The organism is Pseudoduganella ginsengisoli, from assembly GCF_009720865.1.
GTDB lineage: Bacteria > Pseudomonadota > Gammaproteobacteria > Burkholderiales > Burkholderiaceae_D > Rugamonas > Rugamonas ginsengisoli.
In genome coordinates this window covers 121,791-140,642 of sequence record NZ_WNLA01000012.1, presented here as the reverse complement: position 1 = coordinate 140,642, position 18,852 = coordinate 121,791, and the positions used below count along the sequence as shown (strand labels likewise).

8 protein-coding genes are annotated in these 18,852 nt (G+C 61.8%); 6 read left to right on the top strand and 2 right to left on the bottom strand.

Annotation, left to right across the window (positions count from 1 at the left end; all coding sequences use genetic code 11):
• Nucleotides 1-5: 5 nt before the first annotated feature.
• Complete coding sequence (locus GM668_RS17815) at nucleotides 6-554, bottom strand: YfiR family protein (RefSeq protein WP_155440293.1); 549 nt, start codon at nucleotides 552-554, stop codon at nucleotides 6-8.
• A gap of 190 nt (nucleotides 555-744) precedes the next feature.
• Between GM668_RS17815 and GM668_RS17810 the strand changes: the two genes are divergently transcribed.
• A complete protein-coding gene (locus GM668_RS17810; protein ID WP_170305688.1) occupies nucleotides 745-2,805 on the top strand; it encodes a TonB-dependent receptor plug domain-containing protein in 2,061 nt (686 codons plus the stop codon).
• Entirely contained in the window at nucleotides 2,802-4,088 is a 1,287-nt protein-coding gene (locus GM668_RS17805) for an ABC transporter substrate-binding protein (protein WP_155440291.1), read from the top strand. Before GM668_RS17810 ends, GM668_RS17805 begins: the two co-directional genes overlap by 4 nt.
• A gap of 70 nt (nucleotides 4,089-4,158) precedes the next feature.
• Here GM668_RS17805 and prsT read toward each other — a convergent pair whose 3' ends face one another.
• The gene (prsT, locus tag GM668_RS17800) at nucleotides 4,159-6,915 is read right to left on the bottom strand and encodes an XrtA/PEP-CTERM system TPR-repeat protein PrsT (protein WP_170305687.1); all 2,757 of its coding nucleotides are present in this window, start codon (nucleotides 6,913-6,915) and stop codon (nucleotides 4,159-4,161) included.
• Nucleotides 6,916-7,269: 354 nt separating this feature from the next.
• Between prsT and GM668_RS17795 the strand changes: the two genes are divergently transcribed.
• The 4 genes from GM668_RS17795 to GM668_RS17780 all read left to right on the top strand — a co-directional run bounded on the left by GM668_RS17795 (nucleotide 7,270) and on the right by GM668_RS17780 (nucleotide 18,840).
• Nucleotides 7,270-8,055, top strand: a complete 786-nt coding sequence (locus GM668_RS17795; protein ID WP_155440289.1) for a VPLPA-CTERM sorting domain-containing protein — start codon at nucleotides 7,270-7,272, stop codon at nucleotides 8,053-8,055.
• A gap of 143 nt (nucleotides 8,056-8,198) precedes the next feature.
• On the top strand, nucleotides 8,199-9,209 hold the full coding sequence (locus GM668_RS17790; protein ID WP_155440288.1) for a sensor domain-containing diguanylate cyclase: 1,011 nt from the start codon (nucleotides 8,199-8,201) through the stop codon (nucleotides 9,207-9,209).
• A gap of 115 nt (nucleotides 9,210-9,324) precedes the next feature.
• Complete coding sequence (locus GM668_RS17785; RefSeq protein ID WP_155440287.1) at nucleotides 9,325-10,065, top strand: SDR family oxidoreductase; 741 nt, start codon at nucleotides 9,325-9,327, stop codon at nucleotides 10,063-10,065.
• Between the two features lie 432 nt (nucleotides 10,066-10,497).
• Entirely contained in the window at nucleotides 10,498-18,840 is an 8,343-nt protein-coding gene (locus GM668_RS17780; protein WP_155440286.1) for an SPM autocatalytic domain-containing protein, read from the top strand.
• Nucleotides 18,841-18,852 lie beyond the last annotated feature (12 nt).

Genomic DNA, 18,852 nt, shown 5'->3' with positions numbered 1-18,852 from the left:
TCCCTTTACCGCATATTGACGGCCAGCTTCAGCAACTGCGAGCTGACCTTGTAATTGCCGCGCTTGAGCATGTCCAGGTTGACCTTGAACTGCAGCCGGCCCTGGTTTTCCACCAGCCCGATCACGCCGCCGGCTTCCGTAAAGTCATCCTGGTCGCCGACTGTCAGTAAATTTGGGTGACCGGCTGCCAGTTGCGGCAGCATGTCGCGGCCATGGTCGTGGATATACAGCAGGTGGCATGCCGCCACGTCGCTGCCGCGCACGGTGCGTACCTGGATCGGCCGGTTTTCAATCATACGTCCCTGCACTTGCGCAAATGCTGCTTCGGTTTTGCGGTCCGGCGCCGCCACGCACAGTACCAGCGGGGCATTGGCAGCGTTGGCCGCATCGGCGGGCCACTCGGTGAACTTGAGGAAATTGAACACCAGCGCGGCCTTGATTTGTTCCTTTGGCACGGTTGCTTGCGCAACGCCCGCGCATGGCCACCATGCTGCTGCCAGCAGCGCGGTGCGCATGGCCAGCCAGCGGCCGGCGGGCGTTTCGCGAAGGGCCAAGCGAGTCCTTTACCAGATCAGTTATCAAAGGTGACTGCAAGCAAGTATAAGCGCATATCGTGGTTTGATACCCCGGGGAGGAGGGCGGTGTGGCTTGCCATCCAAAATGTTGTTGTGGAAACACCAAAAGCGGCGCGCGCACCGCGCTTTGGGTCTACCATTAGCCGTCACCCCATACGGAGAGTTGCGCATGCAAAGGATCGCATCCTGGTGGACGCTGGCCGCTGGCGCCGCGCTGATCGCGCCTGCACAGGCGCAAGAGCAGGGTAAGGACTTATTCAGTGTCAGCGTGGAAGCGCTGCTGGATATGCCGTTCAGTACCGCCAGCCGCCAGGCGCTGGCAGCGCGCGATGCGCCGGCGGTGGTGTCGGTGATTACTGCGGAAGATATCCGCCAGTTCGGCTACCGCTCGGTGGCCGACGCGCTGGTGCAGGTGCCCGGCATGTATGCGATATCGGATGGCGTGGCGCCGAATGTCGGGGTGCGGGGCATCAATGCCGGCGTGCGCTCGTGGTCGCGGATACTGAAAGTGATGATTGATGGCCAGCCCATCGTATATCGCGCCGACGCCAGTAATTTTCTCGGCGCCAGCTTGATCAATATGGCGGTAGTCGAACGCATCGAAGTGGTGCGGGGCCCGGCATCGGCCCTGTATGGCGCGGACGCGTTTTTAGGCGTTGTCAATATCATTACGCACTCCGGCGAGCAGCCGGTGTTTGCCGCCACCGGGACCGTGGCCAGGGGGGCGCAGGATGGCGGCGGGCTTGCCCTGCATACGGCCGGCCAGGCCGGCGCGTGGCAGTGGCTGGTGTCGGTGGCGGGCGATTCCATGGACCGCAGCGGCATGGCGCTGCCCCGTTCATCGCCGCTGTATGCGCGGGTGGTGGCGGCAGCCAAAGGGGATGTGTCGCAAAACGATGATGAGCGGCCCCGCACGGCGCTGCTGCGCGCCGCGTACGTGACGGACAGCAGCGACACGGCGCTGATGCTGCATGGCTACCGGCTCGATGCGGATGCGGAATTCCTGGATTTCGGTATCCTCAGCCACAACAACCGGCTCGCGCTGCATCAGAGCACGGCGCGCCTGCACCATGAATACCGCGGCCTGGATAACTGGACGCTGCGGGCCAGCATCGCCCATGCACAGGGCGGGCCGGACCAGCGCGAACATTTGAGCCTGGGCGCCGCGGCCTCGTATCCCGAGCGCGCGCTGGGATTCTCGACGCAGGAACTGGGCGTGGAAGCCCAATACCGGTTTGGCGACCAGCACAGCCTGATGGCGGGCGCGGACCGCGTGCGCGACGATGAGCAGCGCATGCAGATTTATACGGTGGACGTGGCAAGCGGCAAGCGCACGTTGCTGGCCGGGACGGGCGCGCTGGAACGCATCACGAACCAGGGTTATTACCTGCAATACAGCGTGCGTCCGCTGTCCTGGGTGGGCGTGACGGCCAACGTGCGGCGCGACAGCCACAGTATTTTTGGCGACAGCAATAACTATCGGCTGGCCTTGGTGGGCGGTTCGACACCGGCGCTGGCGTGGAAACTGTTGCACGGCACGTCGTATAAAGCGCCGACTGCGGCGCAGCTGTATGCGCAGCCCTTGTATGCTGGCGAAGTACTGGGCAACCTGGCGCTGCGGCCGGAAACGTCGGCCAGCACGGAAGCGGCGCTGCAATGGCAGGCCAATCCGGACCTGGCGCTGTCCGTCAATGCCTATCGCCTGACCGTGAAGGGAAAAACCGAGCTGCTGCCGCTGGGCGCGAACCTGCAGCCACAAAACAGCGGCCGCCAGCAGGGCCGGGGCGTGGAAGCGGAAGCCACATGGCAGCGCGGCGCGCAGCGCTGGCGCGCGCAGTGGTCGTGGGCCGATACCGATGACCATTTCCAGCCCCGTTTGCAGCCCATGCAAATCACACCCACGGCCAGCTATCCGCGGCTGGTGGCGCGCGTCAGCTGGCAATACCTGCATGCCACGTGGGGCCAGTTCGCGCTGGCGGCGCGCGGCGTGTCGCCGCGCCGCGCCAGCAAGGCCAACAGCCAGGAAAACTTCCTGCGGCCCTATCAACTGCCGTCTTATGCGACGGTGGACGCCAGCTGGAACCACGCGTTCGGGCCGCATCAACTGGCGCTGCGCATTGCCAATGTGCTGGACCGGCGCTACGCGGAACCCGGCTATGGCGGCGTGGATTTACCGGCGCCGGGACGCAGCGCCGCGTTCAGCTATACCTACCGCTGGGGGACGTTATGAATAAACAGGCAGCGACGCTGGCCATGGTGGCGCTGGCGGCTTTGGCCGGCTGCGGCGGCGGGGGCACGAATGTCGACAGCAATCCGGCAGCGCAAACCACGCCGGGCACGCTGAAACTGGGCTTGCTGGTGTCGCGTACGGGATCCTCGGCCAGCCTGGGGCAAAACGTTGAATATGCGGCGCGCCTGGCCGTCAAGGAAATCAATGAGGCGGGCGGCGTCAATGGCCAGCAGCTGGAATTGATTCTACGGGACGACAAGCTCGATGCGGATGCCGGCGTGCTCAGTGCACGTGAATTGGCGGCGCTGGCCCCGGTGGCGATTTTCGGGCCGTTCTCCAGCCGCGTGGCGATTCCCGTCGCGCAGCAGGTGACGATTGCCGCCGGCATTCCATTCATTGCCAGCGGGTCGTCGCCGCTGATTACCGCACTCGATGACAAAGGGACCGTGTTCCGCACGGTGGCGTCGGACTCGCTGCAGGGCGCGGCGCTGGCGGACCATATCCTGGACCAGGGCCTGACCCGCGTCGCGCTGATCCACGTCGATGATGCCTTTGGCGTGGGCGCCAGCGAAGCCGTGCGGCAGCGGCTGGCAGCGCGCGGCTATCCGCCGCTGGCCAATATCACGTATTCCGCCACCAAGACGGTGGGCTTCGATGGCGAACTGGCGGCGCTGACCGCCAATGGCGTGCCGCAAGCTGTCGTGATGGTGGGCTTTGCGCTCGATGGCGCATCGATTGCGCGGGGCTTGAAGGACAAGCTGGGCAGCCAGATGCCGCGCCTGTTCGGCAGCGGCAATTTCGGCGCCGCCTTCATCAGCAATGCCGGCGACGCGGCGCTGGGCATGCAGTGGGTGTCGCCCACGGCGCCCCGCAGCACGCCCAGCTACGCCGCGTACCGCGACGCATTCGTGCGCAATGTGGGGCTGGAGCCGGAAGGCACGTCGTTTACCGGCTATGACGCCGTGTATTTGCTGGCGCTGGCCATGGCGCAGGGCGGCGCCAATACCCGCGCGGCCATCCTGGCGAACTTGCAGGCGGTGTCGCGGCCGGATAGCGCAGCGCCGGTGGTGATCGGACCCGGCCAGTTTGCGCAGGCGCTGGCCGCCGCGAAAGCGGGACGCGATATTGATTACCAGGGCGTGGCGGGGTCGATTGATTTCGATGCGAATGGCGACCCGACCAGCGGGACTTATTTGATTTCCGAAGTGGCGCGGGGGGCCGACGGGACCATGGCGTTTGTTGAACGCAAGGTATTCACGTTTGAACCGGGCGCGGGAAAATAATCCGTCATTGCCGCACATGGCTCGGCGCCCCCGCGGCAATCCATCGGCCGCATGACGAGGAATGGGCGAGCTATTGCACCTGCTTCAGCAGCGCCCTGGCTTCGTCGGCCTGCGCGAATTGCTTTTCGCCTGACAGCACGGTTTCCAGTTCCTTGCGCGCGGCTGCCTTGTCGCCGGTTTTTGCCAGCGCCTGCGCCAAATGGAAGCGGATATCGCGCGCTTCCGGCGCGGCCGCGCTGGCTTTTTGCAGGATAGGCAAGCCTTTCGTTGCCTGGCCCTGTTCCACCAGCACCCAGCCCATCGTGTCCATCACGACCGGATGCTGGGGCGCCAGTTTATACGCCTGTTCGGCGGCTGCCACGGCGCGCGCGTCGCCCGCCTGCTGGTAGGCCCACGCCAGGTTGTTGTAGGCCGTGATATTGCCCGGATAGCGCTGTACCAAGCCTTGCAGGTAGTCGGCGGCAGCCTTGTACTGTTTGTCGGCCAGCAGGGTTTCACCTTTGTACAGCTGCACGCGCACGTCGTCCGGATGCTGCTTCAGCCACTGGTCGATGCGGGCCGCGCCGTCGGCGGTTTTGCCCGACACCCGCAGCGCATTGGCGATCTTGATCAGCAATTCGCTGGCCGGCGTGATTTGCATGGCTTTTTCAAAAGCCGGCAGCGCCTGCTCCGGCTTTTTGCGGGCCATCAGGATATCGCCCCGCAACTGGTAGCCGCCCGACGCTTTCGGGTAATTCTTTTGCAGCTGGTCTGAAATCATCAGCGCCAGGTCGTACGATCCCCGCTTCACGTAAATTTCCGCCTGCGCCAGCTGCGCGGCGGGGAAGTCCGGCTGCATGCCCAGCGCGGCTTTCAAATGGTCTTCCGCCGCGCCCACGTTATTCATTTTCAGGTACAGCGCCGCGATCTGCATGTGCACTTGCGGCGAGCGCGGCATGGCGATGGCCAGCTTTTTGTACGCTTCCACGGCCAGCGGCAAATCGCCATTGGCCGTGTGGGCCTTGCCCAGCATGTCCAGCAAGTCCGGATTGTCCGGATTCTTGCCGTGCAGCGCTTGCGCCAGCGCTTCGGCCTTCTGCGTTTCCCGCATCATCAGGTAATGGTTGACAAGGCGGATGCCGGGGGCGACGGCATCCGGATTGTCTGCCTGGGCCTTTTCCAGCCAGCGCGTCGCTTCCGCCAGGTCGCGGTTGCGCGCCGCCAGCGCGGCCAGCGCCGTCATGGCGTCGACATTGCCTTTGTTCCTGGCCAGAAAGTCTTGCAAATGTTTTTTTGCAGCGGCCGGATTTTTCAGTTCAGTTTCCAGCCGCGACAGGTTGGCGGCGGCGGCGAAATAGGACGGCTGCAGCACCAGCGCCTGGTCAAAGGCGGCGCGCGCGCCGTCGAGGTCTTTACGGGCGGCCAGTACCATGCCTTTCAGGTTGTGGATCACGGGATTTTTCGGCTGCGCTCTATCCAGCTCCTGGACTGCCGCCCATGCCTGGTCATAGCGCTTGAGCGACAGCAAGGTGGTGGTCAGCGCAATGCCGACTTGCGCGTTGGCGGGTTCGCGCCGCGCGGCTTCCTGCAAGTCCGCCAGCGCCGCTTCATTGTTGCCTTGTCCGAGCTTGCTCAGTCCCAGCGCCGTGCGCAAGCCTGTCACGTTCGGTGCGATGGATGCGGCCTTGGAAAACAGTTCGCCCGCCTTGTTGAAATCGCGCGCTTGCATGAACGTTTCACCGGCCAGCGCCAGGACTTCCGCGTCCTGGCCGGACGTGTTCATGGCTGGCTCCAGCACCGCCATGGCATCGGGCGCCTGGCCTGCTTTCAAGAGGACTGACGTCAACAGCTTGCGGGCATATAAATTCCCTGGATTGGTGCGCAGGTAACTGCGCAAGTAATACTCGGCTTGCGACAGGGCGCCCATATTCAAATTGATAGCGCCCGCCATCAGCATGCTGGGGGGATGCTCGGGCGCGGCGCGCAAGACTTTTTGCAGCGATTCCAGGGCAGCCGCATCTTTGCCCTGGGTAAAGTCCAGCAGTGCTTGCGTGTACGCGATCATCATGCCGCTGGGGCCGGACAGCACGGCGGTATCCAGTTCTTTTTGCGCCGCCTCGAATTTTGCCTGTGGAATCAGGATGTAGGCTTTTTCAATGTGTGCGGAGCGGTGTTCCGGCGCAATCTGCAAAATGCGGTCCAGCGTCGCCATGGCTTCGTCATACTGCTTCTGCGAACGCTGCAAGTCCGCCATGAATAACAGGGCATCCGTATTGCGGGGATCGGCTTGCTGGGCCTGGCTGGCAAACTGGCTGGCTGCCGCCATATCGCCCGCGGTTTGCGCCAGCCTGCCCATGCCGATCAGCGCGGCAGGGAAACCGGGCTGTGCTTGCAGCACGGATTCATACAGGGCTTGGGCTTCGCTGGCTTTGCCTAGCGCGCGCAGTGCATCAGCGCGTACACACGACAGCGCGGGGCCGGGCTTGGCTGCTTTGGCCGTTTGGTCCAGTGCTTTTTGATACTCGCCCTGCAGCAGCAGGGCCTTGCCCAGCTCCCCCAGCGCCGCTTCTTCCGGATAGCCAAGATTGATGGCGCGGCGGATTTCTTTTTCTGCAGTCAGCGCTTCACCGGTTTCATTGTAGGTCTGGCCCAGCAAGAAGCGCGTTTCCCCATCATCGGGGTGCGCTTGCAGTACATTCTTGAATTCAATGGTTGCCGCGCGTAATTCGCCATTGGCGCGGTATTGCCGTGCTTTGGCCACCAAGGCGTCTTTGTCTTGCTCGCCGCAGCCGAACAAAGCGGTTGCCAGCAGCAGGGCGGTGAACGGGGCGGTCAAACGGTACGGCATGGCATTCCTTATCAGGCGGATGGGCAGCCCGCATGTTGGCATGGTTGCCGCAGGGCCGCAATACAGGCCGTATATTCATTTCGCCTGTGCGATAAATAAGTAAGCGTGCAGGATATGACTGGTGGCCTACACTGTGTTCAAGCTCAACAGTTCTTGAACTTTCAGTAATTCATTTTGATATTTTCCTTGCTTTTATGCACTGTTTTTTGATATCTTGGCACAATACTGTCGAAGATTTTTACAGTGATGTGTGGAAACTAAGTTGTTTGCGCGCTAAGTAACTGATTACAAAGAATAGTTAATGTTAGGCATGATTCCTGCTTACTGGAACTATAAATTTCTACAGGAATAATCATGAAAAGACTGCTGAATGCAGCCATCGCGGTCCTGGCGCTGGCTACCGGAGGGGGCGCACAGGCTGGCGCCTTTGCCGATACCATCACGGACAACTATTGGGGCGCCGATGGTCACGGCTATGGCGACGTGATCGGCGGCAGCACGTATAACATCAACGACGCCAAGATTACCCGCGTTAATGATGTACTGACAATTACCATCGGCACGAATTTTGCCGGCCATGCGGGCGCCGACAGCTTTGCTGGGCCTGGCGGTATCGGTTATGGCGACGTGTTCCTTGCCGATACGTGGAATCCGGTTGGCACCGCCACGGATCACTACACGGCCGACAATGCGGCCAACAGTACGATCTGGGACTATGGCTTCAACCTGGCTAACCGCTGGAGCAACACTGGCGGCACGTTCACGCTGTATAAGCTGAACGGGGCAACCAACGCGCAAAATATTTCGAATTCCGAAAGCTTTATTACCTGCACCAGCTGCACGTACCGTAACGGCCAGGAAGTTGCTGTCAAGACAAACTCCTCGACCGTCTCGACTACCGTGAAGGGCTTGAATTCGGGTACCTGGACTGTGCTGGCCGATAAGTCGCTGCAATTCACCATCAATGTGGCGGGTACGGATTTGGCGAAATTTTCCACGATTGCCATGCACTGGGGTGAGACTTGCCAGAACGACGTCATTGAAGGCGTGGTGCGCCTGACGCCGATTCCCGGCACCTTGCCGTTGCTGGCGGCGGGCCTGGCGGGCTTGTATTGGATGCGTCGCCGTCGCCGCGCGTGATCGCCTTACTATAAAAAACCGCACGCCTGTGCGGTTTTTTTTATGGGCAGTGTCTTTCTTGCCACATTAATGTTGCATTGATGCCATTAGGTAATATTGCTGGCTTATAATTGACGTTTTGTATGCCGGCCTGGAAAAGTTGCATGCTCGACCACTTCCCTAACACCCCGTTGGCCCAGCGCACCGCGCCCGCCATTCCACAGCATCCCAACCTGTTCAAACGCATACTCGGGCTGGCAAACCTGGGCCTGGTGGTGCTGGATGCCCGCAAACGCATCGTGCTGTGGAACCAGTGGATGGCCAGCCATTCCGGCATGGCGGCCAGCCGCGTGGAAGGGCAGGAATTATTTGATTTGTTCCCGGAATTGCTGGGCCAGCGGCTGGAACTGGCCGTGCACAGCGCACTGACCAACAATATTGCCGCGCACTTGCCGCAAGCGTTGAACCGCACGCCATTTCCCCTGTATCCATCCGGCACATGGGGCGGCGAACGGGTCGAGCAATCGATTGCCGTGACGCCGTTTTCCGAAGGGCGCGAGCGGTTTTGTCTGATTGAAATCGGCGACGTCAGCACCACGGTGGGGCGCGAGCGCCTGTTGCGCGACCAGGCGGAATCGCTGCGGGCGCAGTCGTATGTCGATGGCTTGACAGGCATTGCCAACCGCCGCCACTTTGACGTGGCATTGCAGCGCGAGCTGGGCCGTGCCCAGCGCCACGGCGGCCATTTGTCGCTGCTGCTGATGGATATTGATTCCTTTAAAGCGTATAACGACCACTTCGGCCACCAGCAGGGCGATGCTTGCCTGGCCATGGTGGCGGAAGCATTTGCCGGCAAATTGCAGCGCGCCGCCGACCTGGCGGCCCGCTATGGCGGGGAAGAATTCGCCGCCGTGTTGCCCGACACCAGTGCGGAACAGGCGCGCCAGCATGCGGAAGCCATCCGTGCCTGCATCGCGGCGCTGAACATCACGCATGCGCCGGCAGCAAGCCGTCCCAACGTGACGATGAGTATCGGCGTGGCCAGCTTCGATAAAGACCGCCTGAATGATGGCGAATCGCTGCTGCGGGCCGCCGACCAGGCGCTGTACGCGGCCAAGCGCAGCGGCCGCGACCGCGTTGTCGTTGATGGTGATGCTGTGACAATGGCCGAATAAGCATGTCATTTTGTCGTGGCGGCCATGCCACGGCATTCTTGCAGTGTGACAATTGGTGAGGGTTTTACAGGCAAAAGCACGTAAAATTCGCCGTCATGCTAACGAGAAACTTTCCATGAGCAAAGTATTAATCGTGACCGGCGGTGGCCGCGGCATCGGTGCGGCCATTGCACTGGCGGCTGCGCGCGATGGTTATGCGGTGGCGGTCAATTATGCGCGCGATGCGCACGCGGCCGGCGAAGTCGTGCAAACCATCCGCGCCGCGGGCGGCCAGGCAGTCGCCATCCAGGCCGACGTGGGCGAACCGGCCGACGTGGCGCGCCTGTTTGCCGATACGGAGCGCGCACTGGGCCCGGTCACGGCCCTCGTCAATAACGCAGGCATCACCGGCCGCATTACCCGCTTTATGGAAGCGGATCACGCGATGATTGCCGACGTCTTCCGCATCAATGTGCTGGGACTGATGGAATGCTGCCGTGCGGCGCTGGCGTCATTCCAGCGGCATGGCATCGCGGGCGTCATCGTCAATATTTCATCCACGGCGGCAGCTAGCGGCAGTGCCGGCGATTACGTGCACTATGCAGCCAGCAAGGCTGCTGTGGAAGCCTTTACGCTGGGACTGGGTCGCGAAGTCGCGCCGCAGGGAATCCGCGTGTTGTGCGTAGCGCCCGGCATGACGGAAACAGAAATCCATGAGCGGGGTGGCGATGGCGGACGCCTGCAGCGTGCCGCACCGTCGATCCCGATGCGCCGTGTTGCTCAGCCGGAAGAGATTGCCGCCCCCGTCGTGTGGCTGCTGTCGCCAGCCGCGTCGTATATGACGGCGACCACGGTAACCGTCGGCGGCGGCAAATAAACACAGTGGAATCAGATTGTTACATGTTGATGGCGAATCACGTCACGTTGTAAAAATACTTACGGGAATCATTCCGATAGGAAATTTCTGCGATATACTGATAATCGATTGCAATTTTTTTTGGTGTCCGCAAGGAAATTTGCTTAAAGCAGCACAGAAAGTGGTCGCTCTACCGTACAGGATAAACCGGGAGTTAACGGATGTTTCCTGCAAGACAATTATTTACTGCAAGCTAGGTTTTACTTCTAGGCATTACAAATATTTATTAAAGTAAATTAACTTGCAGGTCGTAAATGTCTTCGAGCGACGTCAATAGTTGCAGGGTAGGTTTAATCAATAACAAGTAGCGTACGTGGTGGTAGCCGGTCTTGTGCCGGCTTTCGCCATGTTGCGAGTCCAAATCAGTAGCGTCGTCCCCCCAAGGAGAAGGAAGTGAGCCTCTTAACCCTCTTGAGTACCTCCCAGATCGCCAGTCTCGATACCGATCAAATTGCCGCGTTCGGTTCTGCAGACCTCGCTTCCCTTGGCACCAATCAGATTGGCGCCCTCACCAGTGTGCAGCTGGCCGTCTTCAATACGGCGCAATTGCAAGGGTTGACGACGGCACAGATTTCCCTGGGGGTGACGTCGACGCAAATTGCCGCGCTCAATTCGCTGCAATTGAGTGGTTTCACGACGGCGCAGGCGAATGCGCTGACGACCGATGGCGTGGCCGGCATTGAAACGACGGACATTATCGGCTTCAAGACGGCGACGATTGCTTCCCTGAAGACCACGCAAATTGCGGCAATGAACTCCGCCCAGGTGTCGGCGCTGACGTCGCTGCAAGTAGGCGCACTGACGAGCTTGCAACTGACTGCCGGCCTGGACACGATTGATATCCAGGCACTGAATTCCCTGCAAATCGGCGCACTGAATTCTTCGCAACTGGGTGCGCTGAGCACCAATGCAATTTCCGTGCTGTCCACCGATGAAGTGGCGGCGCTGAGCACGACGGCGCTGGCTGGCTTGAAGTCGAGCCAGGTCGAAGGCTTGAACTCGGCGCAAGTGGTCGGCATGACCAGTGCGCAAATCATTTCACTGACGTCGTCGCAAGTGGCGGGCTTGTCGGCCGCCAACGTCGCCGTGCTGGAAACCGCCGACGTGGCAGGCATCAAGACCAACGTGCTGTCGTCATTGTCGACGGCGCAGTTGAACGCCTTCACGACCTTGCAAATCGACGCGATGACGTCGTCGCAGATCGGCGCGCTGAGCACGACGCAAGTGGCGACCGGCTTGAATTCCACGCAGATTGCCGTGTTCGATACGGCGCAATTGGGCGCGTTGAGCACCGCGCAATTCGGCGCGTTGAACTCGACCGTGATTGCCGCGATTGCCACCGACGATATCGATACGCTGAAAACCACCGTGATCGCTTCCCTGAAAGCGACGCAGGTGCCGTACGTGACGACCGCCCAACTGGGCCAGCTGACTGCCTCGCAAGTGGGCTCGATGTCGAGCGCCGCGCTGGCCGCCATGAATACCAACCAGTCGCAAGCGCTGAACAGCGTGCAGGTGGCCGCGCTGGGCTCGACGCAACTGTCGGCGCTGGGTACCGATTTGCTGGCCGCGTTTGGTACGGAAGATGTGGCAGCGCTGACGACCTCGTCCTTGGCCGGCCTGAAGTCCAGCCAGGTGGCCGGCTTGAATTCCGCGCAAGTGGCGGGCATGACGACGCAGCAAGTGTCGAGCCTGTCCTCGTCGCAAATGGTGGGCCTGACGGCTGCCAACATTGCTGTCATTGAAACCAACGACCTGGCCGCCATCAAGACCAACGTGCTGGCGGCGCTGACGTCGACGCAGTTCGGCGCCATCACCACCCTGCAGATCGGCGTGCTGACGTCCGCACAGGTGGGCGCGCTGACCACGCTGCAAGTATCGACCGGCCTGACTTCGGTACAGGTTGCCGCGCTGACCAGCGTGCAGCTGGGCGGTTTGAACAGCACCCAGTTCGGCGTGCTGGCCACCGACGTGATTGCCGCGATTGCCACGGCCGACATCGATACGCTGACGACCACCGTGATTTCCGGCCTGAAGTCCACGCAGATTGCCGGCCTGACGACCACGCAAATTGCACAACTGTCGAGCGCACAGGTTGCGGCGCTGTCGAGCTCGTCGCTGGGCAGCCTCAGCGTTGCGCAAGGCACGGCGCTCAACAGCGTGCAAGTCGGTGCGCTGGGTTCCACGCAACTGGGCGCGCTGGCCACCAACGTGCTGGCCGCATTCGATACGGAAGACATTGCCGCGATCAAGACTTCGGCGCTGGCCGGCTTGAAATCCACGCAAGTGGCAGGCTTGAATACGGCGCAAGTCGTGGGCTTGTCCACGCTGCAAGTGGCGGCCCTGACATCGTCGCAATTGACGGGCATGACGGCGGCCAACATCGCCGTGATGGAAACCAATGACCTGGCTGCCATCAAGTCCAGCGTGATTTCGTCGCTGACGTCGAACCAGATCAATGCGATCGGCACCAACCAGATCGACGGCCTGACGGCGGCCAACATCGGCGCGCTGACGTCCACGCAAGTGGCGACCGGGCTGAACTCTGCACAAATCGCCGCATTCGATACGGTGCAGCTGGCAGCGCTGAGCACGGCGCAATTCGGCGCACTGAATTCGACCGCCATTGCCGCGATTGCCACCGACGATATCGATACGCTGAAAACCACCGTGATCGCGTCGCTGAAATCCACGCAAATCGGCTACATCACGACGGCACAGCTGGGCCAGTTGACGGCCTCGCAAGTGGGCGCGATGTCGAGCGCCACGCTGGCGGAATTGAATACCAACCAGGCGCAAGCGCTGAACAGCGTGCAAGTGGCGGCGCTGAGCTCCACGCAGCTTTCCGCACTGGGCACGGATTTGCTGACCGTATTCGGTACGGAAGATGTGGCGGCGCTGACGACGGCGTCGCTGGCCGGCCTGAAGTCCAGCCAGGTGGCGGGGCTGAATTCCGCGCAAGTGGCCGGCATGACGACCCAACAAGTGTCCAGCCTGGCTTCTTCGCAAGTAGTGGGCCTGACGGCTGCCAACATTGCTGTCATTGAAACCAATGACCTGGCCGCCATCAAGACCAATGTGCTGGCCGCGCTGACGTCGACGCAGTTCGGCGCCATCACGACCTTGCAGATCGGCGTGCTGACGTCCGCACAGGTGGGCGCGCTGACCACGCTGCAGGTATCGACCGGCCTGACGTCGGTACAGGTTGCCGCGCTGACCAGCGTGCAGCTGGGCGGCTTGACCAGCAGCCAGTTCGGTGTGCTGGCCACCGATGTGATTGCAGCGATTGCCACGGCTGACATCGATACGCTGACGACCACCGTGATTTCCGGCCTGAAGTCTACGCAGATCGCCGGCCTGACGACGCCGCAAATCGGCCAACTGTCGAGCGCTCAGATTGCGGCGCTGTCGAGCTCGTCGCTGAGCAGCCTCAGCGTCGCGCAAGGCACCGCGCTCAACAGCGCGCAAGTCGGCGCGCTGGGTTCCACGCAACTGTCCGCGCTGGCCACCAACGTGCTGGCCGCGTTTGATACGGATGATATCGGCGCCATCAAGACTTCGGCGCTGGCCGGTTTGAAATCGAGCCAGATTGAAGGCTTGAATACGGCCCAGGTGGTGGCGCTGTCCACCTTGCAAGTGTCGACGCTGACGTCGTCGCAATTGACGGGCCTGACAGCGGCGAATATCGCCGTGATGGAAACCAATGACCTGGCCGCCATCAAGACCAGCGTGATTTCCGCACTGACGTCCAGCCAGATCAATGCCATCACTTCCGTGCAAGTCGATGGCTTGACGTCGTCGCAGATCGGCGCCCTGAGCACGGCGCAAGTGGCGACCGGCCTGAATTCGGCGCAGATTGCCGCGTTCGATACGGCGCAATTGGGTGCGTTGAGCACCACGCAATTTGGCGCGCTGAATTCGACCGGCATTGCTGCGATCGCCACCGACGATATCGATACGCTGAAAACCACGGTCATCTCGACCCTGAAAGCCACGCAGGTACCGTATGTGACGACGGCGCAGCTGGGCCAGCTGACGGCGTCGCAAGTGGGTTCGCTGTCGAGCTCCGCGCTGGCCGCCATGAATACCAACCAGTCGCAAGCGCTGAACAGCGTGCAGGTGGCGGCGCTGAACTCAGCGCAACTGGGCGCGTTGGGCACCGATTTGCTGAGCGTGTTCGGCACGGAAGACGTGGCTGCCATTACCACCACGTCGCTGGCCGGCTTGAAGTCCAGCCAGGTGGCGGGATTGAATTCCGCCCAAGTGGCAGGCATGACGACTTCGCAAGTGTCGAGCCTGGCTTCGTCGCAAATGGTGGGCCTGACGGCTGCCAACATCGCTGTCATTGAAACCAATGACCTGGCTGCCATCAAGACCAATGTGCTGGCCGCGCTGACCTCGACGCAATTCGGCGCCATCACGACCTTGCAGATTGGCGTGCTGACGTCCGCACAGGTGGGCGCACTGACCACGCTGCAAGTATCGACTGGCTTGAACTCGGTACAGGTCGCTGCTCTGACCAGCGTGCAGCTGTCCGGCTTGAACAGCACCCAGTTCGGTGTGCTGGCCACCGACGTGATTGCCGCGATTGCCACGGCCGACATCGATACGCTGACGACCACCGTGATTTCCGGCCTGAAGTCCACGCAGATTGCCGGCCTGACGACCACGCAAATTGCACAACTGTCGAGCGCGCAAGTTGCCGCGCTGTCGAGCTCGTCGCTGGGCAGCCTCAGCGTTGCGCAAGGCACGGCGCTCAACAGCGTGCAAGTCGGTGCGCTGGGTTCCACGCAACTGGGCGCGCTGGCCACCAACGTGCTGGCCGCATTCGATACGGAAGACATTGCCGCGATCAAGACTTCGGCGCTGGCCGGCTTGAAATCCACGCAAGTGGCAGGCTTGAACACGGCGCAAGTCGTGGGCTTGTCCACGCTGCAAGTGGCGGCCCTGACATCGTCGCAATTGACGGGCATGACGGCGGCCAACATCGCTGTGATGGAAACCAATGACCTGGCTGCCATCAAGTCCAGCGTGATTTCGTCGCTGACGTCGAACCAGATCAATGCGATCGGCACCAACCAGATCGACGGCCTGACGTCGGCCAACATCGCCGCACTGACGACCACGCAAGTGTCGACTGGCTTGAACTCGGCGCAGATTGCCGCGTTCGATACGACGCAACTGGGCGCGTTGAGCACCACGCAATTCGGCGCGCTGAATTCGACCGCCATTGCCGCGATTGCCACTGACGATATCGATACGCTGAAGACCACGGTCATCGCGTCGCTGAAATCCACGCAAGTGGGCTACGTGACGACGGCGCAGCTGGGCCAGTTGACGGCCTCGCAAGTGGGTTCGCTGTCGAGCTCCGCGCTGGCTGCCATGAACACTAACCAGTCACAGGCGCTGAACAGCGTGCAGGTGGCGGCGCTGAACTCGACGCAACTGTCCGCGCTGGGTACCGATTTGCTGAGTGTATTTGGCACGGAAGACGTGGCAGCCATTACCACCACGTCGCTGGCCGGCCTGAAGTCCAGCCAGATCGCCGGCTTGAATTCCGCGCAAGTGGTGGGCTTGACGACGCTGCAGGCAGCGAGCCTGACATCGTCGCAACTGGCGGGCCTGACCGCTGCCAACATCGCTGTCATTGAAACCAATGACCTGGCCGCCATCAAGACCAATGTGCTGGCCGCGCTGACGTCGACGCAGTTCGGCGCCATCACGACCTTGCAGATCGGCGTGCTGACGTCCGCACAGGTGGGCGCACTGACCACGCTGCAAGTATCGACTGGCTTGAACTCGGTACAGGTTGCTGCACTGACCAGCGTGCAGCTGTCCGGCTTGAACAGCACCCAGTTCGGCGTGCTGGCCACCGACGTGATTGCCGCGATTGCCACGGCCGACATCGATACGCTGACGACCACCGTGATTTCCGGCCTGAAGTCCACGCAGATTGCTGGCCTGACGACCACGCAAATTGCACAACTGTCGAGCGCGCAGGTTGCGGCGCTGTCGAGTTCGTCGCTGGGCAGCCTCAGCGCCGCGCAAGGCACGGCGCTCAACAGCGTGCAGGTTGGCGCGCTGGGTTCCACGCAAGTGGGCGCGCTGGCCACCAACGTGCTGGCGGCATTCGATACGGAAGACATTGCCGCGATCAAGACTTCGGCGCTGGCCGGCTTGAAATCCACGCAGGTGGCAGGCTTGAACACGGCGCAAGTCGTGGGCTTGTCCACGCTGCAAGTGGCGGCGCTGACATCGTCGCAATTGACGGGCATGACGGCGGCCAACATCGCCGTGATGGAAACCAATGACCTGGCTGCCATCAAATCCAGCGTGATTTCGTCGCTGACGTCGAACCAGATCAATGCGATCGGCACCAACCAAATTGATGGCCTGACGTCGGCTAACATCGCCGCACTGACGACCACGCAAGTGTCGACTGGCCTGAACTCGGCGCAGATTGCCGCATTCGATACGACGCAGCTCGGTGCGCTGAGCACGGCGCAATTCGGCGCGCTGAATTCGACCGCCATTGCCGCGATTGCCACCGACGATATCGATACGCTGAAGACCACGGTCATCGCGTCGCTGAAATCCACGCAAGTGGGCTACGTGACGACGGCGCAGCTGGGCCAGCTGACGGCTTCGCAAGTGGGCTCGCTGTCGAGCTCGGCGCTGTCTTCGCTGAATACCAATCAGGCGCAAGCGCTGAACAGTGCGCAAGTGGCGGCTCTGAACTCGACGCAACTGTCCGCGCTGGGTACCGACCTGCTCTCTGTGTTTGGCACGGAAGACGTGGCGGCGCTGACGACCACGTCGCTGGCCGGCTTGAAGTCCAGCCAGGTGGCAGGCTTGAATACCGCGCAGGTGGTGGGCCTGACGACCTTGCAAGTGTCCAGCCTGACGTCGTCGCAATTGGTGGGCCTGACGGCTGCCAATGTGGCGGTGATGGAAACCAACGACCTGGCAGCGATCAAGTCGACGGCCATCACGGGCTTGACGACGGCGCAAATCGCTGCCATCGGCACCAACCAGCTCGATGGCCTGGCAACGGCGCAGATTGCCGCCCTGACCACTTACCAGGTTGGCACGGGCTTGACGTCGGTCCAGATTGCCGCGTTTGACTCGGTACAGATCGGCGCGCTGACCACGGCACAGTTCTCCGCACTGGCCGCAGCTACCGTGACGGCAATTGAAACCACGGATATCACTGGCATCAAGACCAGCGTGATTGCATCGCTGAAGACCACGCATGTCGCGGCGCTGACGTCGGCGCAAATTGGCGAGTTCACGACGACGCAAATCGGCGCGCTGAGCACGATGGCTGTCGGCGCGCTGAACAGCGTGCAGGTAGCCGGCCTTGATGACACGGCGCTGGGCGGCTTCAGCTCCGTACAAATTGCCGCACTGTCGACCAATGCGCTGGCCGCACTGGCCACGGCGGAACTGGATGGCTTGAAAGTCACGACGATTGCGGGCCTGAAGTCGACGCAGATCGCAGCGCTGACGACCGACCAGATGTATGCACTGGGCACCAACCAGGTTTCCGCGCTGACCAGCTCGCAGTTTGCATCGGTATCGACGCAGACCATTGCAGCGATGCAAGTGGCCGACGTGGCGGTGCTGTCCACCGGTGTGGTTGCCGGCCTGAGCTCCACGCAAGTGGTGGGCTTGACGACCGACCAGCTGGTGGCCATGACGACTTCGCAGTTCAGTGCACTGACGTCGCTGACCGGCCTGTCGACCTTGCAGCTGTCGGCAATTGAAACCACCGATATCGTTGCACTGAAGACTGCGACGATCCGCACGCTGAGCTCGGCGCAGATGGCTGGCTTCACGACCTTGCAAATCTCGGCGATGAACAGCATGCAAGTGTGCGCACTGACGACCACGCAGGTGGGCGGCTTGAGCAGCACGCAGATCGGCGCCTTCCAGTCTGTGCTGTACACGCCGCTGGTGCTGGACTTGAATGGCAACGGTATCGAAACGCTGTCGTACAGCGATGCGGTGCAGTTCGACATGCTGGGTACCGGCAGCAAGGTGGGCACGGGCTGGGTGGGCGGTGGCGACGGCTTGCTGGCGCTGGACCGCAACGGCAACGGCGCCATCGACGATGGTTCCGAACTGTTCGGCTCCGGCACCACGCTGGCGAACGGCCAGAAAGCTGGCAACGGCTACGAAGCGCTAGCTGAGCTCGATACCAACGGCGACGGCGCCATCACCAGTGCGGATGCCGCGTTCGGCAATCTGCGCGTGTGGGTGGATGGCAATGCCGATGGCGTCAGCGATGCGGGCGAACTGAAGTCGCTGGCTGACTTGAACATCAGCAAGCTGAACCTGAACGGCAAGTCTGACGTGTCGCTGAACAACGGCAATATCGTGGGGATGACGTCCACCTACGAAACGGCTGATGGCCAGAGCCACGCGGAAGCCGACGTCTGGTTCGCCGGCAGCAACGTGTCGCCAGGTGCAGCTGACCTGCGCGGCAACGTGGGCGGCCTGGTGCAGTCGATTGCAGCCTTTGACCATACTTCGGCCCCGGCAACGGGTGGTGCGCTGTCGCTCGATGCAAGCGGCGGCGTGAATAACAGCGTAGCGACGCTGGCGGCAGCAATCAGCCAGTTCGACGCTACCAAGCTGAACGGTGCAGCCGATCTGGCGGCAACGGACAGCGACCTGCGACTGAAGGCACTGTCCGGCAGCGCAGGCCAGGGCGGCATCCTGGCAGCCAAGTAAGGCGAGGGGGCC